The organism is Tunturiibacter gelidiferens (assembly GCF_013410115.1).
Lineage (GTDB): Bacteria > Acidobacteriota > Terriglobia > Terriglobales > Acidobacteriaceae > Edaphobacter > Edaphobacter gelidiferens.
Genome location: NZ_JACCCV010000002.1, coordinates 1,718,810 through 1,743,338 on the forward strand (window position 1 = coordinate 1,718,810; position 24,529 = coordinate 1,743,338).

The 24,529-nt window shown below is 57.2% G+C and carries 21 protein-coding genes, 1 tRNA gene and 1 pseudogene; 9 read left to right on the forward strand and 14 right to left on the reverse strand.

Translation table 11 applies throughout. From position 1 onward, the window contains the following. Positions 1-346: 346 nt before the first annotated feature. Positions 347-511, forward strand: a complete 165-nt coding sequence (locus tag HDF12_RS22055; RefSeq protein ID WP_218892505.1) for a hypothetical protein — start codon at positions 347-349, stop codon at positions 509-511. A 164-nt stretch (positions 512-675) separates the two neighbouring features. Here HDF12_RS22055 and HDF12_RS19185 read toward each other — a convergent pair whose 3' ends face one another. Beyond that, positions 676-1,251, reverse strand: a complete 576-nt coding sequence (locus HDF12_RS19185; RefSeq protein ID WP_179585995.1) for a PEP-CTERM sorting domain-containing protein — start codon at positions 1,249-1,251, stop codon at positions 676-678. A gap of 146 nt (positions 1,252-1,397) precedes the next feature. Here HDF12_RS19185 and HDF12_RS19190 point away from each other — a divergent pair, with 146 nt between their 5' ends. After that, positions 1,398-1,694: a hypothetical protein gene (locus HDF12_RS19190; RefSeq protein WP_257025741.1), complete on the forward strand. Its 297-nt coding sequence runs from the start codon at positions 1,398-1,400 to the stop codon at positions 1,692-1,694. A gap of 163 nt (positions 1,695-1,857) precedes the next feature. Then, positions 1,858-2,445 (forward strand): ferritin-like domain-containing protein, encoded by a 588-nt coding sequence (locus tag HDF12_RS19195; protein ID WP_179585997.1) that lies wholly within the window; start codon positions 1,858-1,860, stop codon positions 2,443-2,445. An 81-nt stretch (positions 2,446-2,526) separates the two neighbouring features. Here HDF12_RS19195 and HDF12_RS19200 read toward each other — a convergent pair whose 3' ends face one another. Then, entirely contained in the window at positions 2,527-3,201 is a 675-nt protein-coding gene (locus HDF12_RS19200) for a GNAT family N-acetyltransferase (protein ID WP_179585999.1), read from the reverse strand. Between the two features lie 358 nt (positions 3,202-3,559). Between HDF12_RS19200 and HDF12_RS19205 the strand changes: the two genes are divergently transcribed. After that, entirely contained in the window at positions 3,560-5,002 is a 1,443-nt protein-coding gene (locus HDF12_RS19205; protein WP_179586001.1) for a trypsin-like peptidase domain-containing protein, read from the forward strand. A gap of 4 nt (positions 5,003-5,006) precedes the next feature. Here HDF12_RS19205 and lepB read toward each other — a convergent pair whose 3' ends face one another. From lepB to HDF12_RS19235, 6 genes are all read right to left on the reverse strand, one after another. Then, entirely contained in the window at positions 5,007-5,876 is an 870-nt protein-coding gene (lepB, locus tag HDF12_RS19210) for a signal peptidase I (protein ID WP_179586003.1), read from the reverse strand. Further along, positions 5,873-6,703 carry a ribonuclease III gene (gene rnc, locus HDF12_RS19215; protein ID WP_179586005.1) on the reverse strand — a complete coding sequence of 277 codons (831 nt, stop codon included), beginning with the start codon at positions 6,701-6,703 and terminating at the stop codon, positions 5,873-5,875. The genes lepB and rnc overlap by 4 nt, the downstream gene beginning before the upstream one ends. A 309-nt stretch (positions 6,704-7,012) precedes the next feature. Beyond that, positions 7,013-8,815 (reverse strand): tetratricopeptide repeat protein, encoded by a 1,803-nt coding sequence (locus tag HDF12_RS19220; RefSeq protein ID WP_373563964.1) that lies wholly within the window; start codon positions 8,813-8,815, stop codon positions 7,013-7,015. Positions 8,816-8,891: 76 nt separating this feature from the next. Further along, complete coding sequence (locus HDF12_RS19225) at positions 8,892-9,251, reverse strand: nuclear transport factor 2 family protein (RefSeq protein WP_179586007.1); 360 nt, start codon at positions 9,249-9,251, stop codon at positions 8,892-8,894. A gap of 44 nt (positions 9,252-9,295) precedes the next feature. Next, a complete protein-coding gene (locus HDF12_RS19230) occupies positions 9,296-9,979 on the reverse strand; it encodes a zf-HC2 domain-containing protein (protein ID WP_179586009.1) in 684 nt (227 codons plus the stop codon). Further along, entirely contained in the window at positions 9,976-10,680 is a 705-nt protein-coding gene (locus HDF12_RS19235; RefSeq protein ID WP_179586011.1) for an RNA polymerase sigma factor, read from the reverse strand. The genes HDF12_RS19230 and HDF12_RS19235 overlap by 4 nt, the downstream gene beginning before the upstream one ends. 209 nt (positions 10,681-10,889) lie before the next feature. Between HDF12_RS19235 and HDF12_RS19240 the strand changes: the two genes are divergently transcribed. Continuing rightward, positions 10,890-10,965 (forward strand) — tRNA-Ala (locus HDF12_RS19240). On the opposite strand, the gene HDF12_RS19245 is transcribed toward HDF12_RS19240, so the two are convergent. Beyond that, entirely contained in the window at positions 10,954-12,321 is a 1,368-nt protein-coding gene (locus HDF12_RS19245; protein ID WP_179586013.1) for a site-specific integrase, read from the reverse strand. The two genes, HDF12_RS19240 and HDF12_RS19245, sit on opposite strands and share 12 nt — an antisense overlap. 2 nt (positions 12,322-12,323) lie before the next feature. Between HDF12_RS19245 and HDF12_RS19250 the strand changes: the two genes are divergently transcribed. The 4 genes and pseudogenes from HDF12_RS19250 to HDF12_RS19260 all read left to right on the forward strand — a co-directional run bounded on the left by HDF12_RS19250 (position 12,324) and on the right by HDF12_RS19260 (position 15,747). Next, positions 12,324-12,500, forward strand: coding sequence for a hypothetical protein (locus tag HDF12_RS19250; protein ID WP_179586015.1), 177 nt, complete (start codon positions 12,324-12,326; stop codon positions 12,498-12,500). A 429-nt stretch (positions 12,501-12,929) separates the two neighbouring features. Beyond that, the gene (locus HDF12_RS19255) at positions 12,930-13,940 is read left to right on the forward strand and encodes a LysR family transcriptional regulator (protein WP_179586017.1); all 1,011 of its coding nucleotides are present in this window, start codon (positions 12,930-12,932) and stop codon (positions 13,938-13,940) included. Positions 13,941-14,081: 141 nt separating this feature from the next. Next, positions 14,082-14,444 (forward strand): annotated as a pseudogene (locus HDF12_RS22535) (hypothetical protein); the annotation flags it as partial. Then, positions 14,371-15,747 (forward strand): ParB/RepB/Spo0J family partition protein, encoded by a 1,377-nt coding sequence (locus HDF12_RS19260; RefSeq protein ID WP_257025742.1) that lies wholly within the window; start codon positions 14,371-14,373, stop codon positions 15,745-15,747. The pseudogene HDF12_RS22535 and the gene HDF12_RS19260, both read left to right, overlap by 74 nt. Before the next feature lie 343 nt (positions 15,748-16,090). Here HDF12_RS19260 and HDF12_RS19265 read toward each other — a convergent pair whose 3' ends face one another. The 5 genes from HDF12_RS19265 to HDF12_RS19285 are packed head-to-tail and all read right to left on the reverse strand — an operon-like array spanning position 16,091 to position 24,510. Next, positions 16,091-17,758: an FAD-dependent oxidoreductase gene (locus tag HDF12_RS19265; protein ID WP_179586019.1), complete on the reverse strand. Its 1,668-nt coding sequence runs from the start codon at positions 17,756-17,758 to the stop codon at positions 16,091-16,093. After that, complete coding sequence (locus HDF12_RS19270) at positions 17,752-18,258, reverse strand: hypothetical protein (protein ID WP_179587129.1); 507 nt, start codon at positions 18,256-18,258, stop codon at positions 17,752-17,754. Before HDF12_RS19270 ends, HDF12_RS19265 begins: the two co-directional genes overlap by 7 nt. A 5-nt stretch (positions 18,259-18,263) precedes the next feature. Next, positions 18,264-21,902 (reverse strand): efflux RND transporter permease subunit, encoded by a 3,639-nt coding sequence (locus tag HDF12_RS19275; RefSeq protein WP_179586021.1) that lies wholly within the window; start codon positions 21,900-21,902, stop codon positions 18,264-18,266. Beyond that, positions 21,899-23,116 carry an efflux RND transporter periplasmic adaptor subunit gene (locus HDF12_RS19280; protein WP_257025743.1) on the reverse strand — a complete coding sequence of 406 codons (1,218 nt, stop codon included), beginning with the start codon at positions 23,114-23,116 and terminating at the stop codon, positions 21,899-21,901. The genes HDF12_RS19275 and HDF12_RS19280 overlap by 4 nt, the downstream gene beginning before the upstream one ends. Continuing rightward, positions 23,113-24,510, reverse strand: a complete 1,398-nt coding sequence (locus HDF12_RS19285; RefSeq protein ID WP_179586023.1) for a TolC family protein — start codon at positions 24,508-24,510, stop codon at positions 23,113-23,115. The genes HDF12_RS19280 and HDF12_RS19285 overlap by 4 nt, the downstream gene beginning before the upstream one ends. Positions 24,511-24,529: the final 19 nt, after the last annotated feature.

Genomic DNA, 24,529 nt, shown 5'->3' on the forward strand with positions numbered 1-24,529 from the left:
TTCCAAGCCCGTTATAACGGGGAACAGTGAAAGACTATCGTCGTGCCGCTATCGATGTGTCAGTGACAAGTCTTAAGTCTGTCACAAGACTGTAAGAGGTTGGAGCACGCCGTTTTTTCCGCAAGCCAATGCTGGCTTATTTGGCACGCCGCGAATAGTTGATGGCGTTTCGGGGGCACCCCCTCCCCCCTTGAGGGGTATTTTGGGAGGAAGTGCAATGGATGCAATGGTTTAGCGGGAGGGTATACCGCTAAACCATTGCATCCATGCGGGTTATGGCTAAAATACTTGTTTTGTTGGAGTTAGCAGTTGTTGAGGTGATGAGTAGATCGTTATTCCTCGGTATATGAGCGTTGAAAAATGGATTGGGCGCGGGATTATGGAGCTTTTTGGCTGCGGGGTGGCCTTCGCCAGGGAGATCCGCGGTTCGGAGGAAGCGATTTCTGATGCGCGTGGTCATGGTTTTTTGTGGTTCTTTCATGGTGCGTTGGTGGTGCGTTGTGGACGTTAAATGCGAAGGGCCGCCGCAGCTTTTCGCCGCAGGCAGCCCTTGATTTTGATTTCTCTTTTAATTGTAGCGAACTGGATATAACTCATACGCCAAGTTTGGCGAAGATTTCTTGAATTATTTTCAGCCCGCGTTTGGCCGGACCTCGGGGTTCGGTCTATGAATCGTCAGACAGACATACGTCTCCTTGCTGCGGTGATGAGGCCGAGGCCTCCGATGGCGATGAGGAGCAGGGTTCCGGGTTCGGGAGTTGCAGCGGTTTCAGGAGCGATTGTCAGCGTAAAAGGGATGCCGCCGTTTGTGAGAGAGGGGATCCCGTCGAGAAAGGTGGACAACTGATAGGTTCCGGTGAGAAAGGTAACGGTTGCCAAGGGATCAGTAAATGGTTCTGTGGGCTGATTGGCGAGATAAGCTCCCTGCAGTTGGTAGTCGTAGGTGTGTCCACCACTCGAGCCGGAGGGGGCGACGAAGATATCGAAGCCGCTGCGAAATCCCAATAGCGGCAGATAGATTGTGAGGGCCGAGGAGTACCCACCTGCGCCGTCTACCGAAGTTGCTACATTGCCGAGGAGCGCAGAGTCCAGATGGGGATGGTTGGGGACGGTGAAGCTGGCGGGTAGGGAAAAGGTGAAGGTGTTTCCATCGCCGACGAGGGTAAAGTCGTCGATGGTGTCGGCGCGGGCGGCTAGAGGCAGGGTCAAGATGGAAGCCAGCAGGACAAAGGCGAAGAGAGGGTTGCGCATCGGGGGAATTTCCCTTCTCGAAATTTGATGAGCCTAAGGGTGCGCTTGTGGAGCGGGAGCGTCAAGTGAATTTTGATTATTGGAAGAGAAGAGCTGAGTGATAGAAACGGACCTTTTGAAGCGATGAATAATTTCAGGAGAAGTGTTTGAGCCCGGTAGCCGACGCGGATAACTCCGTTCGAAGGGGTGTCATCGTACTGGGTCAAGAGCTGAAGCTCTTAGAAAAGGTAGTGGACACAATGGCGAAACAGGCACATATGGATGCTGCAAAGCATCACACCGAGGCAGCAGGTCACCACATCAACGCAGCCAACAAGCACGACATGGGCAACGTTGACGAGGCGCATGAACACTCCAAGAAAGCTCATGAGTCGTCGACGGCGGCGCATGGTAAATCTACAGATGCGCACGCGAAGTCGGCGGCATCGTCCGGCAAGAAGTAGTTAGATCGGATTTTGAAGGGGCTGCGATGTTTCCGCGGCCCCTTCGATATTTAAAGCTGCCATCGGCCAACTTACTTTGGGTGACGTGTCTCTCATTAGTTGATTCACAAGAGGCAAGATGGCCGGGAATCGCAGATCTATAGATCGATACAGGAGAGGGTTTATGCCGCTTAAGGATGTTTTGCTGGATGAGTTGCGCGATATGTACAGCGCGGAGAATCAGTTGGTGAAGGCGCTTCCCAAGCTTGCCAAGGGTGCGAAGAATGCAAAGCTCAAGGAACTCTTTACTGCGCATCTGGAAGAGACCAAGGGTCAGGTTGAGCGTTTGAAGGAGGTCTTCGGGCATCTGGAAGAGAAGCCGACCGGAGAGCACTGCAATGGAATGGAAGGCATCGTGGAAGAAGGCAAGGATGCGCTGGAGAAGGACGAGGCAGGAGCCTCCTTCGATTGCGGTTTGATCGGCGCAGCGCTGAGGACTGAGCACTATGAGATCGCGGGTTACCAGGCGACGATTGCGATGGCCAAGACGCTGGGCATGCAGGACGTAATCGACCTGTTGACGGAGAATCTGAACGAGGAGCTGGCGGCGGCGGCAAAGATTACCGAGGCCGCACAGCCGATTCTGAGGCAGAGCTCTGAAGAGCCGGAGCATAAGAAGAAGCCCAAGTCTGCCAAGGAGAAGTATTCGGCACAGAAGAGCCGCGAAGATGAAAAAGAGGCAGCTGGAGGTTTGAAGAAGCGCGCTTCCTAGACTGGTCCGTTGGACTTCTTAAGAGCCTCGCCTTGCGGGGCTCTTTCCTTTTTTCGGCAAGGAGATTCGAGCTCGCTTGAATTATTTGCTGGTGTTCGCCAAGGAGGTCAACGATTGGATCTGGTTCCCCTCTGTGTCGAAGTTGGCGGGATCGAGCCAGCGCTCAAAAGTAAGCTTGCGGTCAGGCCATTCGCTATCGAGCATGGAGTACCAAGCTGAGTCGCGGCTGCGTCCTTTGATTACCATGTGTTGGCGAAAGATACCCTCGAAGGTGAAGCCGAACCGCTCGGCTGCTCGCCGCGAAGGCAGATTAAGCGCATTGCACTTCCACTCGTAGCGTCGAAAGCCCAGTTCCTCGAAGACATATCGCGTCATGAGATAAATTCCTTCGGTGGCGGCACGCGTTCGCTGCAACTGGGGAGAGAACATTATGTTGCCGACTTCGATGACGCCGTTGGGTGGGTCGATCCGCATCAGGCTGGCGTATCCGGCGGCAGCGGTTGTCCCCGAAGGTTGTTTTGGGAGGATTGCGAAGAACCGGGAAGCGTTGTCGTTCTCTTTGGCATGCAGAGCCTGAAGGCAGTCCTCTTCGCGCGCGTAAGGACCGTCGCTGAGCCACGTCCATACGGAATCGTGGCCGTTTACAGCCAACCAGATCGAGTGTCCGTGTTGTGCTGCAGTGAGCGGTTCGAGTCGGGACCATTGACCATCCAAGGTAATGGCCTGAGGCGGGCGCGCCGACTTCCAGTTTGCCAAATTCAGGTTGAGTTCCGACACCAGATCAGGATAGCAGTGGAGACCCGCAGATCCTGCTGCGTTCCAGCGTGTAGCACGGAAGAAGGCACGGCTTGCGCCGCACCCCTCCTTTACGTTGTCGGGTGGAACGTCACCAGAACCGTGACAAAGATCACACCAAAAAGAATGACCAGCAGCGGCCACCAACGATCCACCCAAGAGATCGACTCAGTTGACGAACTCATCTCAACATCCTCCTTTACCACTTTCAAATCCTAACCGAGAATCAATGCCAGGCTCAATGTTCAGCTTTTGCGGTTATGGTTATGGAGCAGAAGCTTAGATTGTTTAGAAGCCTGCTTGCTCGTAGGAGCCTCAAATGAAACTGGCAATCCCTTTTCTCTCTACTCTTTTATGCATCTCCGCGTCGGTGTCTGTACTTGGCCAGAAGAGCCCAGAGACGACCGGCACCTCCGCAGAGGGGTCGACGATTTTGCGGCAGTACGATCAAGCCATCGATGAGGTTGCGGAACGGGCGATGCACTCCGTTGTCCAAATAGAAGTGACCGGCTTCGGAAAGCCGGAGACCAGCGACGACGATCAGGATCAGACGACGCTGCAACGACAGCGTGTGATTGGGTCAGGGGTTATCGTCGATCCGGACGGGTATATCGTCACCAACAACCATGTAGTCGCTGGTGCTCTTCGGATTCGCGTGATCGTTGCGCCGACGACGGTGGAGTTGCTAACCTGGCACACTCAACTGGCGAACCCGCAGCATGTCTACGAAGCAAAATTGATCGGCACGAATCGATATGCTGATCTCGCAGTCATCAAGATCGAGGCTCACGACCTTCCGGCGATAGCATTGCCGGAGTCCTTTCAGGTGCGCTTAGGCCAGACGGTTATTGCGATTGGATCGCCGCAGGGGCTGGACCACACGATCACCAAAGGAATCATAAGCGCGGTGGGCAGACAGCCTGAATTGGATCGACCGATGGTTTACGTGCAGACCGATGCGCCCATCAATCCGGGCAATAGCGGTGGTCCACTGATCGACCGCGATGGCAATTTAGTTGGAATCAACACCTTCATCTATAGCTCTGGAGGTGGCAGCGAAGGTCTGGGATTTGCCGTTCCTGAACCTGTCGTTCGTTTCGTCTATAACGAATTGAAAGCGCACGGATTTGTGCCTTCTGTTTCCATCGGAGCACATGCACAGGCGATTACTCCTGATCTTGCTGGGGGCCTGAAGTTAACTCAGGATCATGGTGTGATCTTCTCTGATGTCGATACGACTGGCCCGGCCGCAGCGGCGGGGTTGCGCCCGGGGGACATTGTGCAGACGATAGATGGCGTTCCGATTGACTCTTTTCCGAAGTACACGGCCTATTTGTATGTGCATAAGCGCGGAGCGCCACTCCACATGGAGATCCTGCGCGGTGGCAAACCGGTCAAACTTTCTGTGAATGCTGTCGATTCGCTTCCTATCGTGGATAGCTTGTCGGATCTCACAAATCCGAAGAAGGATCTGATTCCGGCTCTAGGAGTCTTTGTGGTCGATCTCAATGATTTTATCGCCGCTGCGTTGCCTGGGTTGCGCTCCAAGCGGGGAGTCGTGGTGGCCGGCGTTCTGACGGGAGAGCCGTCTACTCTTGCGAATCTGGAGGTGGGAGACGTAGTTCGGGCGATCAATGGGAGACCGCTCAATACCTCCGACGAGTTGCGGCAGCAGCTTGCGAACTTCAAACCAGGTGATTCAGTAGCGTTGGAGGTAGAACGCCAGTCGGTTTTGCAGTATGTGGCTTTTGAAGTTGAGTAGCAGGCTAGCGGACGATTTTGAAGGTGCGGCCCCAGCGGGCGAAGTCGACTACGGAGTCGATTTTGCTGACGCGTCGGCGGCTGGGATTAGCGGTGGCGGACTGGGCTATGCTGCCGCTTGAGTCGGCGTCGTCGGAGACCTGGGGTTGCAGCGAAAAGTAGATGACGAGGGGTTTGCCGACGATGGCTTCGCGAGGGACGAAGCCCCAGTAGCGGCTGTCTTCGCTGTCGTTGCGGTTGTCGCCGAGGACGAAGTAGTTGCCCGTCGGAATGATGAGCTCGTTGTTCTCGATGAGGGAGCGCATGCGGATCCACCAGTGGGAGTCGATCTCGGGGTCGGCGCTCTGGAGGCGGGGGAAGTTGTCGCGGAAGCTGTCGGGTGGGCTGGGGCGGTAGACGGCGTAGGGTTCGGCGAGGGCGCGGCCGTTGATGTAGACGCGGCCCTGGCGGAGGCGGAGGTGGTCGCCGGGGAGGCCGATGACACGCTTGATGAGGTGGAGGGTGGCGTCGACGGGATCGTGGAAGACGATGATATCGCCACGGTGGATGGCTGCGGCGGGGAGGAGAGTGCCGGCACCGTCGGGGGCTGCGGCCTGCTTGTCGACGAGGAGGAAGTCGCCGACGAGAAGCGTGGACTCCATGGATTCGGAGGGGATGCGGAAGGGCTGCACGCAGAAGGTGATGATGAAGATGGCGATGACGATGAGGTGCAGAAGGGATTGGAGTGCGGTGAAGACGCTGGGTCTGTCGTGATGCGCGTGGTGTCGTCGCTGCGCTGGGGATGAGTGCGGGGCCGGCGGACGCGTCGGTGGGATGTTGGATGAGGAGGGGCTTTGGGCGGCAGGATTGCTGGAGACGGCGGCGGGTTGGGTCATTCGACTACCTCCGCTGTTACGTCGAGGGAGGAGGTCTCGGCCACCATGCGGGCTTCGGCGATGAGGCGCTCGAATGCGAGGCGGGCGGCGGCTTGCTGGGCCTGTTTTTTGGTGGAGCCTTCGGATTCAGCGAGGGCGCGGGAGCCGCCGGATTTGTCATCGATGCGGACTTCGACGCGGAAGCGCTTTTGGTGGTCGGGTCCGCTCTGGTCGGTGAGGACGTAGTGAGGCTGGCCGGCTCCGGTAGCCTGGAGGTGCTCCTGGAGGGCGGATTTGTGGTCGCCGATGGCGCCGCTGAAGGTTTTGCTGCCTGCGAGGGCGAGGTGAAGATCGGGGAGAGCGGGCTCGATGATGTGCTTTTCGATGAAGGCGCGTGCGGCGGGGAGGCCACCGTCGAGGTAGAGGGCTGCGATGACGGCTTCGAGGGCGTTGGCCAGGAGGGCGGGTTTTTTGCGGCCGCCGCTCTGCTCTTCGCCGCGACCGAGACGGAGGAGCGAGCCGAGGTCGATGCGAGCGGCTACCTCCCCGAGGTGGCGGCGGCTGACGAGAGAGGCGCGGAGGCGAGTGAGTTCGCCCTCGCGGGAGGCGGGGAAGCGGCGGAAGAGAGCCTCTGCGACGGCGAGACCAAGGACTGCGTCGCCGACGAACTCGAGCTGCTCGTTGTCGGCGGCTGGATCGGGGAGGGTTTCAGGGTTGGTCTCGTAGGCGAGCGAACGGTGGGTGAGGGCCCAGGTGAGGAGATCGGGACGCTGGAAGATGTGTTCGAACAGAGCCGTGGGGGCGTCGTTCGACTGCGATCGTCCGGGCTTTCTGTGGCGCGTCGTCATAGAACTTCCCTGCTCTACTTTACCGGACGGAGACGGCTTAGTGCTAAGGGGTGGACGCTCGATGGTAGCGGAAAGAAGCGGATTTGCCGGGAAAGCTTACTCCTGCGGCGGCGAAAGGGACACCTGTTCGGGGTGAAGTTTCGATGCTGCCAAGGGCTCTGTCCGGGCCATGGGCAGCGACGAGCAAAACAAAGACAGAAGCAGATCCCTGCGGGATGACAAGCAAAAGCAAAAGGACAAGCAAAAGCAAAGGACAGGCAAAAGCAAAAATCAAGCAAAAGCAAAACAGCGGCAAAAGCGGGGCAATGCCTAGTGGGGCGGCGGGGGACGGTAGGCGTCTTTCTCGGCTTTTCCGCTGGGGTCCAGTGGGGCGTCGTCATCTTCTTCCTGTTGATGGGCGACTTTTGGTGCAACGAAGGGCTCCTTGATTCCCTTTTCAGCGGCTGCCTTGGTGTCGGGCTGGGCGTCGCGGACGGTGAGAGCGGCCTGGTACTCGGCGACGGCCTTCCTGCGATCGTCTTTGACGTCATAGAGGCGACCTAAATAGATGTGCGACCAGGCGAGGGTGCGTGGATCCTTCGAAGAGTCGAGGACCTCCTGAAAGTCGGCGAAGGCGGCCCCAGGCTGGCGCTGCATGAGGTTGACGCGAGCGAGGACGTAGTGGGCCTGGGCGTGGTCGCCTTTGGGGTCGGCGAGAACTTTGTTGGCGATGTCGGACGCGCCGGCGAGATCACCCTTGAAGATCTTCTCTTCGGCAAGTTGCAGACCGGTAAGTTGCTGCGGGGCGCGACGGAGGACGTCGCGGCTGCCGGAGGGCAGGAAGGCGATCTGCTGGGCATGATGGCGCTCGCGGTCGACGTCCATGCCGTAGACCATCTCGCCCATATACTCTTTGAGGCTGACGGATTCTTTCTCCATCTGGCCGACCTGATTGTAGAAGTATTCGGTGAGCACCCAGCCCTGTCGCATGGCGAGATCGACTGCCTTGCGGCGGGTGGCTTCGGCTTCACGCTCGTAGGCGCTCAGGTCGGCGTTGTACTGCTCGATCTCGGCGCGCTGCTTTACGGCAGTCGGCTTGGCTGGTTTGGGGATCCCTACGTCCATCGTCCTGTCTTCGACGGCTTTGATGAGGCACTCCGTGATGAGAGGCACGATCTCAGTTTTGTAGGTGTAGTCGAGCGGCGCATCCTGAACAGCTTTGAGCAGAGGCTGGAGGCGTTCCATCGCGGAGGCGCGAGAGTAGACCAGAGGCTCGATCTCGTAGTGGAGATAGCTATGGCGGATGTCGTCCATGTGGACTGCGCCGAGAGGTTCGGCCGCCGGCGAGGTTACGACGATGTAGTCGTTCGAGTAGATGCGTGCGTTGGTGACGGAGGGAGACAGCATGGGCTCGAGCAGAACGAGGAAGCGGCGTCCATCGTAGCTGCTGACCGGGAGATGGAGGTAGATGTTGGTGCTGAGAATGGTGCGTGTGAGTGGGTCGTGGACACGCTTGAGGAGGTCTTCATACTCAGCGCGATGTTCAATCCAGATGGCGTGGAGATTTACACTCTCAGCGAATGTTCTTAGCAGAGGAAGGATGTTGACGACCTGGGTGGAGTCGGGCGGCAATTCCGTCTCGCCGACGATGGGGGAGAGGCTGGGCGGAGGCGACAGGTAGAGAGCCAGCGAGATGTATTGGGCAAGGTTGAGGCTGGCATCAACGAGGGTGTGCTCACGGACGTAGGCGCAGAGCGCGTCTCTGCTGGTGCGGGTGTCGGCGGAGGCGGCAATTTGCGCGTTAATGTCATCGCGAATCTTGAGGCGCACCGGGGCGGAGTTGGCGAGGCCGTCGTCATATCCGCAGACGTTTAGCGCAACAGCGAGATCGAAGAGAGGCTCACTGGTTTCGAGAGTAATAGCAGAGCCACCAGCTTCCGGTTGAGCGATGCGGGGCGCAGATTTGGCGGGCGCCTCTTTCGAGATGGTCGCATCGGGAGGGCTCTCTGAACTGCTGCTGGAAGAACTCGATTGCGCCCTGACGCTGAGAGGGGTCAGGAGCAAGGAAGACGCGAGGCAGACGAGGAGGAACGCGGGATGACGAAAGGAAGACGGTTTTGCTGGAAAGGACACGATATAGATTCGACGCTCCCGTGAAGTTTATGGGAGCGAAGGTATGCGAGGCAACCTGTCCACGGTATTCATCGGTTCAGGAGAGCGGAGTTTCGCGAATCTCCATACTGCGAATAAGGCCATCCTGCACAAGATAGACGTGTTCCACGATTCGATCTGAGAGAACCTTGCCAGTCAGATCGCGCACTACTTGATGAACTTGAACGATGGTGCGGCCGTCTGGGTTCAAGGCAAAGCCCGTGGGTTCGACATGAGGGTCGAGCATGGCCCACTGACGGGTCCAATAGTCGCGCACAGCGCTATGGCCGCGGACACGACCACCCTCCAACGCATTGGGCCAGTCCACGTCGGGGTGCATGAGGTTAAGTACGGAGTCTATCTCGCGGATATTGAAGTGTTCGTAGGCAGAGGCGAGCAGTTCGCGATCAGTTTGCATGGACTCAACTCTTGGGTCAACCTGTGTGTGGCGAAATGGACTTTCTAGCCGCGGACGGAGATGCCCGAGAAGGTCAGCACGACGCGTCCGCGCACCGGTGCGCCGAAGACGCTGGCGGGCTGGAAGACACTGGTCAAAAGCTGATCTACCACCTGGCTCTGGGTCGCCGGACTCTCAGGTCCGGAGACGATGCGGTAGTCGTAGACTTTACCTTCTGAGTTCACGCTGGCCTCAACAATGATGACGCCGTCGTGATCGGTGACGATGGCGTGCGGATTGACTGAAGAGTAGAGATAGTGAGGAGAGGTCATCGCGCCGAGGGGTTCGTCGTTTGCCATGACGGGCTCCGGCGCAGCGAAAAGTCCGAGCAGAAGCGCGATGCCGCCGACGAGTGCGACGGTGCCTGCGAAACCTGCAGAGACCTGCAGAAGCATCGGACGGACGGCGTTGTCCCACTTGAGGCTAACTGTATCGATCCAACTCGATTTGCGCCTGGAGTGCTCATGCGAGATGGCCAGCCGAAGCCGAAGCGCCAGGTCTGCAGGGGCCTTCGCCGGTCCTACGCTTGCGAGGACCTGCTGAGTAGCACGCCACGCGGTAAACTCGCGCTTGCATTCGGCACAGCTCTCCAGATGCGACGCGATCTTATGCATCTGGCGTCCACTGATATCACCGTCGAGATAAGCCGAGAAAGAAGACTGGCACTTCAGACAGGTTGGGGAGGTCATTGGGCCACCTCGACGTTGGATGTCTGAGAGTCTATGGAAGACGCAGAATTGGTTGCAGCGACGGCGCCGTCGGCGTTCAAGATGGTGCGAAGGGCGGCGCGGCCGCGGGTGAGTCGCGACTTCACGGTGCCAAGATTGGCGTTGAGGATCTCGGCGATCTCTTCGTAAGCGAAACCTTCGATCTCTCGCAGGATCACTACAGTGCGAAAAGCCTCTGGAATTTGGCGAAGGGCAGCTTCGACGCGCTCGCGAACTTCGGCCTGGGCGACGTGGTCGAAGGGAGAATCGGACTGATCGGCAAGCGTAGAGGCGAGGCTAAGATGACTGTTTTCGGCATCGGGATCGGCCTCAAAGGAGGAGTCGATGGTGATCTCCTGCTTTTTGTGGCGTGACCACCAGCGCCTCTGATTAGAGGCCTCGTGAAGCGCGATGCGATAGAGCCAGGTTCGCAGACTGGCATCGCCGTGGAAGCCGCGGATGCTGCGGAATACCTTGATGAAGACTTCCTGCGTGATGTCTGCGGCGTCGGCTGGATCGTTGAGGCTGCGTGCGATGAGAGAGTAGAGCGGCTGATGGTACTGCGCGATCAGCACAGCGAACGCCTCCTCGGAGCCGGCCTTGAGGTCAGCGATGAGAGCAACGTCTTCGGTGGTAATGCCTATCGCACTGGCTAGATTGCCCACTATCGTGCCCGCCTGCATATCGGGTGTCCTTTACATTACGACGTGATGAATCGCTATGCAACTTTCGAGAGCGCGACGCTCCAGAAGGTATTAGAAACTGCGCCGCCGGCGGCCGAGTGCTCGCTCACTCTATTAGACTTAGACACCGGTGCAGGATAGATAAGTTCCCGCCGACGTTGACTAATATTGAGCTGTCAGCCAGAATAGAAAGAGTCCTTCCTGAGAGTGGGCCTGTGGCGCAGCTGGGAGCGCGCTTCCATGGCATGGAAGAGGTCATCGGTTCGATCCCGATCAGGTCCACCAATAAATCCAATAACTTAGCGGCTCCGCCTCTCCCGGCTTGGTAGCATTTGGTAGCAAATTTTCAAAACCTTTCTGCGAAGGGGTTTTGAAATCGCCTGCGCTCCTCCTCTCCTTCAATATGCGGCCTCCCGAAACTCTGGTCTTGCCGTTCCCGAACCCCACCTTTTTCTCGGTGGATCGGGGTGCTTCCTTCTTTCTTCCAGACCCTGCGACTCCGAGTTTGGTGCTCTTCCGCAGCTCGCGATGGATGGAATCAATCGTCGCTCGCACGCCTTTTGGAATCTCCTGCATGTAGACGTCGGTGGTCGTTGCCGCGCGAGAGTGTCGCAGTACACCCTGCACGTCCTTCACCGTTCCTTTCTTCTGCGCCAAGGTTGCAATCGAGCGCCGGATGACTTGAAACGTGAGCTTGGGCAGTTTCAGGTCGCGAGCCAACTTGTGCAGCACTCGTTTCCGATAGTTGCCCGTGTCGATGAATCCTCCATCGCTGTTCGGAAAGATGAACGCGTTGGGGGATATGTCAGGACACTCAAGTTCCCAAACACAAAGCTCTTTGGTCAGGTCTCTCGAAAGGGGAATGGTGCGGAAACTTCCCTTGGTCTTTCCCCAATCGCGAATCTCTCCCATGTAGGTCGTTTCCACGAGAGCCATCGCGTGTGCTGCGCGATCAAAGCACTTCCATCTCAGTCCAAACAACTCGCTGGGGCGAAGTGCATTCGTCATGTCGAGTTCGAGAATGATCCGGTCACGCAGTTCGAGATGATCCAAAGCGCTTCTGAGTTGGTCCCAGGTCAGGACAGTCTTGTCCGTCTCACGAAGGTGAGCCGGAACTTTGACCTTACGAGCTGGATCTTTCGATAGATAGTCCTGATCGACTGCTTCCGAAAAGATGGCCTGCATGTAAGCCCGGATCTGGAGCACTCTGTCCTTCGATTGAATCTTGGCCAGTTTGTTGAGATGCGTCTGCAAGGCGAACTTGTCGATGTCCTCAAGCCGGTCTTCATCGAACTTCTCGATGAGATCCGCCTCAATGAGATACTTCTTCACCTTCGCAGTTTCCTCCCTCCAATCTGCTTCCTTCAACGGAAAGAAGCGGTTGCGAACGAACCATCCGAAGGTTACGGAAACATTGGTTGCAGATCGGTCATTGGAAATGGACCCCGTGACCCTGGTGATCTCGCGTTCCAGCGCTTCCTTTGCCTCGAACTTTGAAAGCTCCGATTTGGCCCCGAGAACTACTGGGACGATCGTAGCTTTTGGTTGATTGGTTTCAGGATCGATTACTTCTCGGCGGAAGTATCCGTACCACTTCTTACCGCGAAGGATGATCCAGCCCTTCTGATGCGACTTGCCCATTGATGCCTCGATTTCTGTGGGGGAAATACGAGCAGGGCTGCCTCTATTTTACCGTCATTTCGAGCGATTTACCGGCGTTTCCGCCGCATAGCCGAGAGGCGTTCCCGTTCGCTCACGAACTCGTCAACCTCACTCAAGCGATAGCGAAGTACCCCGTCGCTCATGCGAATGACTGGTAGGTAAGGAGCCTTGCGTGAGGAGTGATCCCATACCCAATCCTTCGTGACGTTCAGCCGTTGAGCAACGTCCTCAACGGTAAGAAGCACGTCCCTGGAAGGCATTTGCTGAACGCTTGCCGCGAAAGCCATACAGCGTCTCCAAACGTGGAATGACGGCATCGGAAGATACCGGGAAATGTGCCTAGCCTCTCTCGACAGGAGAGTCCTGTCTAATACTTTCCATTTATCGGGTGATACGTTTTACGCATCACCTCGGGGCAACTTCGTCGAAAGCAGGCATTTCGCCACGCGGCGTAATTATGGCCAAAATCCACATTTCTGTTGATAACTGGGACTTAGATTGACAGAATTTCCACAGGCGGAGGTGCGGTTACCCGCTCGTTTGGAGTCAAGTCGAGAGCGCTACTACTTCTTGTCGAGCGGTGCGTTATGTATGAATGGGCCGAGCTTCGCCATTTCAAATATTTGCTGACGATCCTGGAGAGACAGGGATTCCGAGCTGCTGCGGAAGAGTTGCGTACCGCGCAACCCAATCTCAGCGTTCAGGCCCGACAGTTCCAGGAGAACGCTTCGGTTCGTCTCTTCCGCAAGATGAAGGGTGGGCGCATTCGGCCCACAGAAACCGGCCTCGCCTTCATCGCGCTGGCAAAGCTGCTGCTGGAGACGCGGGATGAGGTCATCAATGCATTGATTGCGATTGAGCGCGGTGAGGTTAGTTCTGTTCGATTCGGATGTACTCCGCTGGTTGATCCGGGGCTGTTTCGAACCTTCTGCGATTTACACAAAGAGATCCTTCCCGTTTGCCCTGTACGGCCAACGCATGGAGACACGGCGCATCTGGCGGAAGAAGTTGTGTCGGGCACGGTCGATGCGGCCTTCGTGACATTGCCCTTGCGCCATCCTGACCTACGCATCGAAGAACTGCGGCGAGACCGGCTCGTTGCCTGCTTGCGGCGAGACGATCCGCTCGCTGCGAAAGCCTCTCTGCAGACCGCTGATTTGCAAGGCAATCTTGCCGTCTTGTATCACCCACAACGACATCCAGATGCTCATGAGCGGCTGCTGGAACTCCTCAGAGATGCCGGTGTCCAGCCTGAAGAACACTCCTGTGCTTCGCATCCCTCCGAGATGCAAACGCTGGTCAAAGGCGGGCACGGCTTCGCATTGATCCGGGAGGGCACACACCTCGATGAAGAGCTGACGACTCGTCCGATTGCCGGCGTGGATTGGACCGTGGATACGGCGTTGATCTATCACAAGGTGCGTCATCCGAAGACCGTTCCCATCCTGGTCAAGCGGCTCATGAAGCAGCTCCCTCAGAAAGGCAAAGAGCCGGCAGCAAACAAGGTATCCATCTCCGTACAAACCTCCATTGCAACCGGAAAGCGGCCTTCTCAACCTGTGAAAGATGAGCCGGTTCAGATGACGCTCATCAGCTAGAAGTTGAAGCATCGGCGCGAGATAGAACGAAGTGATACTTCGGAGCTATCACCCGATAAATAATACGTATTGGACGAGAGGGTAGCGCGAGCCCAATCATCACGGCATATTCCCGACTGAGACCAGTCGATGGAGGTGCCGATGTTTCGTAGAAGCCATGTAGTGATTGCCCGCAGCACAACCCACCTTGCCAAGCGATTGGCGCAGCCCTTCTTCAGACGCAAACTGTTCCACGCAGCGCGTGTGTTGTGGCCGACGCTTGTCGCGCTCACATTCGCGAGCGTTGCGCACGCCCAGGGAACGATGGACTTTTCCGGAGCGCAAACGCTCATGGGGACGTTCAAGACTTTCGCTATTTACGCGGGTGCTGTCATCTGTTTTGGCGGACTCATCTTCGCCGGAATCCGGATGATGAGCGGTCGCTTTCAGGATGCGATTCCAGGACTCTTCGGTGCGCTGTTCGGTGCTGGAGTCCTCGGATGGGGCGCGGGCTGGATCGGATCTTCAGCGTTCCGACGTTCATCCGATGGAAGAAGCCAGCGGGTTCCGTGCCTTACTGGACTTGGAAGAGTCGAAGTACAGCATCGAGCAAATCAGCGCGAAGACGGGCAAGAGTCCGGTGTACGTGGCCTCTCGCCTTAAGCTGACTGAGTTGACGCAGAACGTCGTGGATGCGTTTTACCGCGAGGAGATCGGCGTCGGTCATGCGCTCTTGCTGGCGAAGCTCCAACCCGACCAGCAGGAACAAGCGCTTGCCGCTTGCTTCAAAGAGGATTGGAGCACGGGTGGCCAGAAGGCGAAACGCATCCTTCTCCCTGTCCGCAGTCTGCAATTCTGGATTGAGTCGAACATTCTGCTTGTTCTGAAACTCGCCCCGTTCGACAAACGGGATGCGCAGCTCGTGCCAGCAGCAGGTAGCTGTGTGGACTGCCCCAAGCGGACAGGGCACAACAAACTCCTGTTCTCCGATCTCGGCAAACTGGACGCTTGCACCGCGCCTGGCTGCTATCAGGCAAAGGTAGAAGCCCACGTCGCTAAGGCCATCGCTGCCAAGCCCACGCTCGTGCAAATCAACACAGCCCACGGACAGCAGAAAGAAGGCAGCGTTACGCTGCCGCGCAACAGGTACACCGAAATCCGCGCCGACAAGCCGGCGAACAAAGAACAGGCCGCGCGACCGGAGTTCAAGACCTGCAAATACACCACCGAAGCCATCGTCTCCGAAGGCATCGACAAAGGCGAACTGCGCAAGGTCTGCACCGAGCCAACTTGCCCGGTGCATCATCCCAAGTCGCGTGCGCAGAAGGTCGCGGACGATCCCAAGTGGAAGGCGGAACAGGAGAAGCAGCGTCGAGAGACTGCGATTGCCAACACGACGGGCATCCGCACTCTCGCCGCCATCACGGCAGCCGTCCCGGTGGGGTTGCTGAAACGCGATCTGCTCTTCGTTGCGGAACGCTTGGCATCCTTGCTCGACGAAAACCGTCTTGCCATCGTTGCCAAGCAATACGGCATCAGGAAGGCCAAAGACAGCGACTCACTCGGGAAGCTGTTTGCCGCTTACCTGCGTCGCGCCGAGGAGAGCGTGTTGGGCAAAGTGTTGGTGGAGACCACCATCCTCTACATGGCGACCCGACATAATCCTTCGCAGGTGCTTCATGATGCCGCCGCTGTCTATAAGGTGGACACCGACGCCATCGCTCTCAAGGTCAAACAGGAGTTTGCGGCGAAAGAGAAGACGCAGACCGCGAAGAAAGCCGTTGCGAAGTCCCAAACCAAAGCCGTGAAGAAGGCGAAGGCTGCCTAGCCTTCGACCTTGCTTGAGGAGCCTGCTAACCAGCAGGCTCCTTTTTGCCCGTCCTTCCCGCCCCGGGCGTCGCTCCTGCCATGCAGGAGCAAGCTATGCCCTCCCACCCGACGGGCTTGTCTGGTATTTGGGTTTGTCGATATTCCTTCCGGTTCGACGACTATCTAGGACTAAAGTGACGAGGAGCGCGTTTCCCGAGACTTACAGAAGCTTGGCCGGTGATTGGTTCCACCACGCCCTGTGACAGCTTTCGACTTAGTAGAATTCCGCCGATCAGGAAGTAGATCGCACCGAAAATGGCATAGCCACCCATGCGCTATAGACCATGAACGTGGCGTTGTAGCTATGCCACGAATGCTCGACTTGAGCAGCACGAGAGATACTGATGCACAAAAGCAACGGCCATGCTGCCTTCTCCTACGCTGCTGGAAACGCGCTTGATTGAGTTGTAGCGAATGTCACCTACACAGAAGAAACCGGGAAGATTTGTTTCCAGTAAGAATGGAGCCCGATCTGCTGCCCAACCTGGCTGGTCGCTCACCTCGCGCCCTGTACGGACATACCCGTTTTCACGTTGGAGTTGAGGCGGCAACCAATTAGTTAATGCATTGGCGCCGATCATGACAAACAGTGCTTCTGCAACCCGGCGGATGGCAGGCTCCCCCCTTTTCCGAGTGTCTATTGCTTTCAAGCAATCCGTGCCGTCTGCAGAGACCACCTGAGTTTCCGTCTCCACCCGAATGCCCGGCACGAGAGCAATCTCATCGATCAAGTATTGCGACATGCTGCGCTTCAGATTTTCGCCGCGGACCAGCATGGTCACTGAACTCGCGTAATCTGCGAAGAACAGGGCAGCTTGGCCGGCAGAGTTGCCGCCGCCGATGATAAAGACGCGCTTCCCTGCCACCGTGGGGGCCTCCGTACGTGCGGCCCCATACAAGACTCCACGTCCGATGAAGCGATCGACGCCGTCCGCCTCAAGCCTGCGCCAAGCAACTCCGGTCGCCAGGATCACCGTCTCTGTGGCAACCCTATCGCCACCATCGAGCCCAATCGTGTATGCGCCATCGGGATGCGGAGTGATCTCTTGGACTTCTCGGGTAAGAACCACTTCGGCTCCGAACTTAACCGCCTGCCGGAACGCACGTTGACTGAGGTCATCTCCTGAGATGCCATTGGGGAAACCGAGGTAATTCTCGATGCGAGAAGATGTGCCAGCCTGACCCCCGGGAGCCTTGCGCTCGACCAACAAGACGCTGAGCCCTTCCGAGGCTCCGTAGACGGCCGCCGCCAGTCCCGCTGGGCCGCCGCCAATAATCACCACGTCATAGCTTTGGCGATGGGGAGCCGTCTGGAATCCGAGCGCTTCAGCTATCTTACGAACCGTAGGAGGATGGCTGACGCAGAACGAACCATCCACGACGACGGATAGGCCAGCAATCTCGCAAGCCTGGTCGGTCGTAGCCAGATGTGCGCTACGTTCGCGGTCGGTCCACTCATAAGGGATTCGATTCATGCTCAGGAAGGTACGAATCTCTCGGCAATCGTCATCAAATTTCGATCCGACGATCTGCACACGGCTGGAGGGAAGATTCAGCATATACTTCTGCACGACTTGTACCCGTTCGTTCAGGGTCTGTAAGATCACCGCGCTGCACTCGGGCGAGCGTCGAATCAATTCCTGCAGGTGTTGCGGATCGAGCCGTGCCAAGTGGCAAGCTGTCTTCGCGCGTACGGAGGCGGGAGCTGCCGTTGCCATGAGAATCGCCAATTCACCAAAGAAATCGCCCCGCTTGTGCTCTGAGACTTCAGTTCGACGCCCCATCACATCTTTGAGCACTTCCGTGGTTCCGTCCATCACGACAAAGAAAGGGGTGGGCTCCCCTTCGTGAATGAGATACTCACCCGGTTCCAGATGAAGATCGGCAGCCTGCTGCGAGAGCCACATAAGGTTCGCGTCGTTCAAGCAGGAAAAGATTGGTATTTTCTTCAACTCCGAAGATGTCAACATGGCAGCTGGTGTCCTTCTTTCTGTGCGGGTAACACTGGTCCAGGGCCGAGCCTTTCAATATGGGGCGGCATATGATGCACTGAAGCAACAAGATCGATGAACTCCGGAAATGCTTCGAATTCAGTTCTCACATGCTCCCACTCACGCACAAATAAGGGACTGCGGAACCTCCGCTCAGCGGAACGGAACATCAACTCCCACATTCGTTTTGGTATGCGACGTTCGCAGAAAAGAAGATAGGTTAATGAAACCAGCGTGCAGAATCGCAACATTGAGATGGTTAAATCGTCCGTCCGCTCAGGAAGTTCCGTTCCAACTGGCACGCTCAGCCAGAATGCCGCCGAAGAGTTCTTCAACAGTTCGTCATACTGGGCAGACATTGCCAGGAAGATCTGCGTCTTCACCTGCTCGCGGTGATTTAGGACCGCGACAACCACACCGAGACCTCCCATCAGAAGCGACAATAATGTTGCGTATTGGATGATGTGCCCAAAGTTCATATCAGTCACGCATGCACCCCCGATATTGCAGGCATCTCTGCCGGTTTCTCTGAAGCAGCCGGAGCCGTGGGCTCCGTTTGTTCCCAACGGATCAACTTCAGATCCAGCACGACGAAGGAATAGAGGACGGGAACGAGCAGAAGCGTCACGAAAGTAGCGATCGTCAGCCCCCCAATCTGCGCATAGCAAAGAGGCTCCCAAAGCGGGCCGCCGTGTGCAGCCAGCGGAAACAGCGCAATCACTGTGGCCGCAACCGTGATCATCACTGGCCGCAAACGCAGGATGCCGGCATCGATCAGCGCCAACTCCAAGTCCTCGCCCTCTTCTCGTCGCTCCTCGATAAATTCAAACAGCACAATGATGTGGCTCACAATGACGCCAATGAGACTGATGATCCCAAGGAACGCCATAAATCCAAAGGGCTGGCCCATAATGGCGAGTGAGAAGATTGCACCGACAACGCCGTACGGAATGGCAGCAAACACGATGAGGGGTTTGAAGGCATTCTTGAACTGTGCGAGGAGTGCCAGGTAAATGGCGCTAACGCAAATGAGCAGCACCGTAGTGAGATCAGCAAAGCCGCTGACCTGCTCTTTTTGCTCGCCTGCGAAGCGGAATATGAACCCGTCGGGAAGCTGCTTCTGGAATGCCTCCAGCTTTGGCATCGCCGCTGCGATTACCTCCGAAGGTAAATGCCCCTGCGTAGGCCAACACTGCACAGTAATCGTGCGGTACTGATCGAAGCGTCGGATTTTAGGCGTTACCGGACTCAGGGCAGTCGTCGCCACCTGATCGAGAGGCACTGGAGGGGTGTCTTGGCGCGAGAAGACGTATAGACTGCGCAGATCGGAGAGTTGGGACCTCTCTTCCATCTGCATGCGTCCAACAATCGGAACCTGCTTGTTGCCATCTCTCAAAACTCCAGCCGTAATGCCATGAAGAGCCGCACCGACGGAATCGGAGACATCTGCGTTTGTGACGTGCGCCAGGTTTGCCCGGTCCGCATCGACGTGCACCACTTCTCTCGCACTCGGCTCGCCCCAATCGTCTCGAACTCTGGCGGCGATGGGGATGTCGCGAAAGATTTGCTTCAGCTGTTCGGCTTCCGCTCTGAGACGTGGCAGATCTTCGCCGGAGATTCTGACCTGAATTGGAATTCCAACCGGCTTGCCCGTTTCGAGGGTCCTCGTATCGATGATTGCTCCAGGAATTTGCCTGTCCAGTTCCGGCTGTAAAAGGGCAAGCAGAGGGGTCGTATCATGATTGTCTTTCGTTCGTAGAATCACCTGAGCATAGTTGGTTTGCCTGTCCTCAGGTGTGGCGCTGCTCCAGAAGCGCGGACCGCCCCCGCCCACGAACGTGGTCATCGATTGCAACACATCCTTCGGGTGTCCATGCTCTGGGTGGCTTTTGCCGTACTCTTCCGCTACTCGGCGGGTGATAGATTCCACCTGCTGAGCGGCGGTGCTGGTCGCGCTCGCGGGAGTGTCTTCAGGCAGCCACACGTCGATGTAAGAAAAGTATTGAAGATCCTTTGGAAAGAACTGCGGTTTCAGCCTGGAGAAGACAACGCCGCCCGCTATCAGCAGGACAAGCGAGCCCGCGAGGCACAGCTTTCTGTGTTCAATCGCCTTCTTTGCCGTTCGGAAATACCAGCCCGTCAACCCACGCTGCCGCCTCTCCTCAATTGGGGTTTCGATTTGGCTTTGCAAGAGAAACGAGCTGATGAGCGGCACAAAGGTCATGGAGACGAGCAGGGCCGCCAGCAGCGAACAACTGATGACGATAGGCAGACTGTATAGGAATTTCCCTGTATCTCCGGGCAACAGCAGAAATGGGAGATAGGAGACGATATTCGTGACGGTCGCAAACGCCATCGTCTTGAATAGCTTCGTTGGTCCGAGCCACGCGGCGACGGACCGTGGCTGCCCGGCGCCCAGTTCGCGCACGATAGCGTCGCCGGATACCACCGGTACATCGACCAATAGTCCAAGCGCGATGATCAGCGAAGCGATCGAGACCTGTTGCAGATCGATCCCGAGCGTGCTGATGACGCCGAACGTGATCGCGAGCGTAATCGGCATGGAAACTGCAATCAGAATGGCTGTCCGCCAGCTCCAGAAGCCAATCAAAGCCACGACGACCACCAGCACCAGCGCCTCGATCAAACTGTGGCTGAAGAGCTCAATGCTGTCGTGTACCTGCAGGGGCTGGTCTGAGGTCCTGGCCAGCACCAGATCGGCCGGCAATGTTTTCCTGACGTTCTCCAGATTGGCGTCAACCTGTTTTCCAAAAGATCCGATCTGTTCCCCCTTCTTCATCTGGACCGAGAGCGTAATCGCGCGTGTCGTGATCCATCTGCCGTTTTCGTCGCGGCGCGTGTACCGGTTCAGGAACGAAGGGGGATTCTCGTATCCCCTGTCGATGTCCACGAGATCCCGCAAGTAAAGCGGCGTTCCGTTCTGCGACGTGCCTATCACTACATTCCGCAGATCGTCGATGCTCTTGAACTCGCCTGTGGTGTTGACGCTAACCGTGCGTCCGCGTGCATTGATCGTTTGGCCGCTCTCCGGGAGATTCCGGGCCGCCAGGATATTGGAAAGATCCGCCGGCCTTAGCTTGTATTGCGCCAGACGCTGCTGCGAGAAATTCAGAAAGACGTTCTCATCCAGTACCCCGGAACGTTCCGCCTTCGCCACGATCGGCAGCGTCTTGAGGCTCCGTTGAAGGGTATCGGTAAAGTCGTCCAGGTCGCGATAAGTGTATTTATCACCGGCCACGGCCTGAAGGGCTGCGGTAGTGTTTGCAGGTTCGTCGATGATCGCAGGTTTCCACGCATCGGGATGAAGCTCGTCGGTTTGCAGATCCTGATTTGCGAACTTCCTCAAGGCCGACTGCAGATCGGAAGTGCTGAGATTCGTAGCCAGGTCCACCCCTGTGAACCCAGCTCCCGAAAACACTCGCACATCGGAACATAGATGCTGGGCTGCCATGTCTCGGGTCACGAAGGACAACTTGCGCTCAACTTCGTCGCTATCGATAGACTTTGGAAAGACCACAACGATGGAACGCCGTGACCCGGCATGCGCATCCAAGCCACTCCGGACCTGCCGAATCTGTGTCTCGACGAGCTTGCTCATCCCGGCGACCTGGGCTGGGTCGGCCGGCGGACTGGCCACTGTGAGCATCAATGCGGACGTATCCCCGAAGTCCTTGATGTACAGAATGGGCCCCGCTCCCTGGGGAAGGTCGTGGATAGCGTCCAGCCTGATCTTGACGTCGTCCAGTTCCTTGTCCCGGTCGTACTTTCCCTTTTCAGCCAGCTCGAATTGGACCATCGCCGAACCGGTCCGGGAGGCGCTTTTGATCTCCGTCACCCACTGGTTTGAGGCGAGCGCTTGTTCGACTTTTCTAGTCACCAACTGCTCTACCTGCTCGGACGATGTTCCCTGCCATGGCACGATCACCATCGCCTGGCGTACCGGAATGTCCGGGTCTTTCCGTTGAGGCATTTTCAATAGGCCGTAGATTCCCCAGAGGAGCGCAACCGCGAGCGAAACCCAGGCGATGTGTCGCTGTTCGAGGAAGAAGCGGGCGAGATTCTGTTTCTTGTTCGTGGACTGCTCATTCTGTGCGTGTGTCATTGCTGCCTCTCCTGCTTGATCACTCGGATCAGGCTTCCATCGCTTAACTGGTTCGTGCGGTTGACGACGATTCGTTCGCCGGGCGTAAGGCCTTCGTCGATGACAACCGACTTGCCGAAGGTTTCACCAATCCTCACACTCTTCAATTGCGCAAACTGTTTTCCATCGCGCTCCGTTACAGTGAAGACGGAATAGTTATTCGAATCGGATTCCGTGGTCATCAAAGCAGTCAGTGGTACCACAGGCACAGTTTGCGTATTAGCTTGCTCAATACGGATGCGGGCGATCATGCCAACCTTGAATAAGCGATCCCGGTTCGGGAGAGTAACCTCGATGTTGAAAACCCTGGACTCACGGTTGGCGGAGGCGGAGATTCCTGTCATTTGCCCCGTGAAGGTCCGCCCCTGCAATGCATCAAGTTGCACAGGCACCGGTGCTCCTAGCTTGAGGTGTGCCAGCATGCTGTCGGGAACTCCGAAGTTCACCTTCACGACGCGTGTATCGTCGAGCGTGAACGCCCTTGTCCCTGCAGCAACCAGGCTGCCCGGTTCCACACTCTTTTCGACGATGACTCCAGGCATGGGAGCGTTCAGGCTCGTATCGCCAAGATTGATCCGCGCTGAGACAGCCTGCGCCGAGGCAGCGCTCAACTGCCCGCGGCGCGCCTCGATCTGACGCACGGCGGCCTCCACACTGGCGGTAGCCGACGTGTGCTGATCCACCGCCGCATCGTAATCCGGACGAGTCATTGCTTTGGCGGCATAGAGCGCATGTGCACGCTCAAAGTCAAGATCCGCCTTTGCCTGGTCGGCCTTTGCTCGGTTAAGTTCCGCTTGCGAAACATCAAGCGTACCCTGCACTGAGCGCTGCTGGCCGACCGCGGAGTTGAGCGAGGCTTCATAGTCGGAGCTGCGCAGTCGGCCCAGTGTGGCCCGAGCAGGTATTTCGTCGCCTACTTGCAGATCACGCATCCGACCATCGACGCCCTTCACTCGATACAGAGCGGCGATATAACCGGGTTCCTTGAAGGCCAGTTGAACCTCAGTGTCCGGACGAATCTCGCCGGAGTAAGTCCAACTGGGTTGGACCTGCTGTGTAGCCACAATCTCCGCCACAACGGGAACCGGCTCTGGCCCCGCCTTTTGCGTCTTTGCGCAGCCGGCGAGAACCGAAAACGCAGCAAAACTTAGAATTCCAATTGAGATACGCATCATTCTTCTCCTATCGCCTTTTTCAAATCGGCTCTTGCCTTCCAGAAGGCAGTGAGAGCCTGTTGCTGCTGGCTGTCCGCGGATGCCAGATCCGACTGTGCCTGGTACAAATCTCTGCTTAATGCCGCTTCGCGCTTCACCTTCTCCTGCAACTCTTTGAGCTTCTGCCGGGCCGTACTTTCGCTTGCATCGCTGAGGGTCAGTTGCCGGCGAGTGTTCTCCAATTGCCGACGCGCATTTCTCACCTCCAGAAGAACGGCTCGTTCCGTAGCGCCGACGCCAACCTTGGCCTGCTCTTCCTTGGTTCGCTTTTCGTCGTATTCATGGTGCTTGCGTCCCCAGTCCCACGGTTCCCACCGAAGCGACAGGCCCACTGTCCCAACGTTGCTTGGAAAAACATTCTCGAAATTCGCAGTTGTGTAGTAACTGAATGCCAGACTTACGTCGGGGATATATTCCGCCTTCTTCGCCCGCGCGTCGTAATTGGCTTGCTGCACCTGAAGCTTCGCCTTCTTCACATCTGGCCGATTTTGAAGAGCGCGGACTTCCATGGCTTCGGATGTAGCGAGATCGGTATCTGCGTCGCCGATCGCCGCAACCCGAAACTGCGTGTGTACGTCCCGGCCCATCAGATCGTTCAATTGTTCGCTCGCCGACGCGACCCTGTCGCTCGCATCGTTGATGGCGTTCTGGATCTTCAGGAGCTGCGCATTGGCGTTCAGCAAATCCGATTCGAGAATCGTCTCTCTACCGAGGTTCACTAACGCCAGACGATGCGATTCCCGGTAGTAAGGGAGTGACGCTTGAAGGCTATCCAAAGAGCTCTGTGCCTCGACAACCGAGTAGTAAGCACGTCGAACCTGGTCAACCACCTCCAGACGGGTCTTCACCTGGTCCTGGCGTGTACCTTCCAACCCCAGCTCAAGAGCTTTCAATTGCAGATGCAGCTGGTACTGCGTCGAAAGCGGCTGGGCAACCGAGACATTCACTATGCCTACGGGTTTTCGCGGGATCTCGACCTTCTGATTCGTCGCCGGAATCGGCCCGGTCGCGCTGTATACCCCGAGTGCGCCTGCCGGATAAGTAACCGATGGCTTCGTAACCAATTGGGCGCCGAGCGCAGTGACCTGCGTATTCGCAAAACGTCTTGTCTTATTCGCAGCCAGATCGTCGGCGGCCCGGAGTGTATCGAGGCTGGCGGTCTTCAGGCTGCTGTTGTTCGCGACAGCTTGTTCAACCGCCTGTTCGAGAGTCAATTCAGGAAGGTTTGACTGTTGTCCCGCCGCCTGTTCAACCGTGGGCGGGGGGGATAGAGGTGTGAGATTCTGGCCTCGCGCCAGCAGCGCCAGCGTCCCCAGGGTGAAGGCCAAGTAGGTTGTGCGAGTGCGTCGTTTCATGAGGCAATGGTGCCTCGAA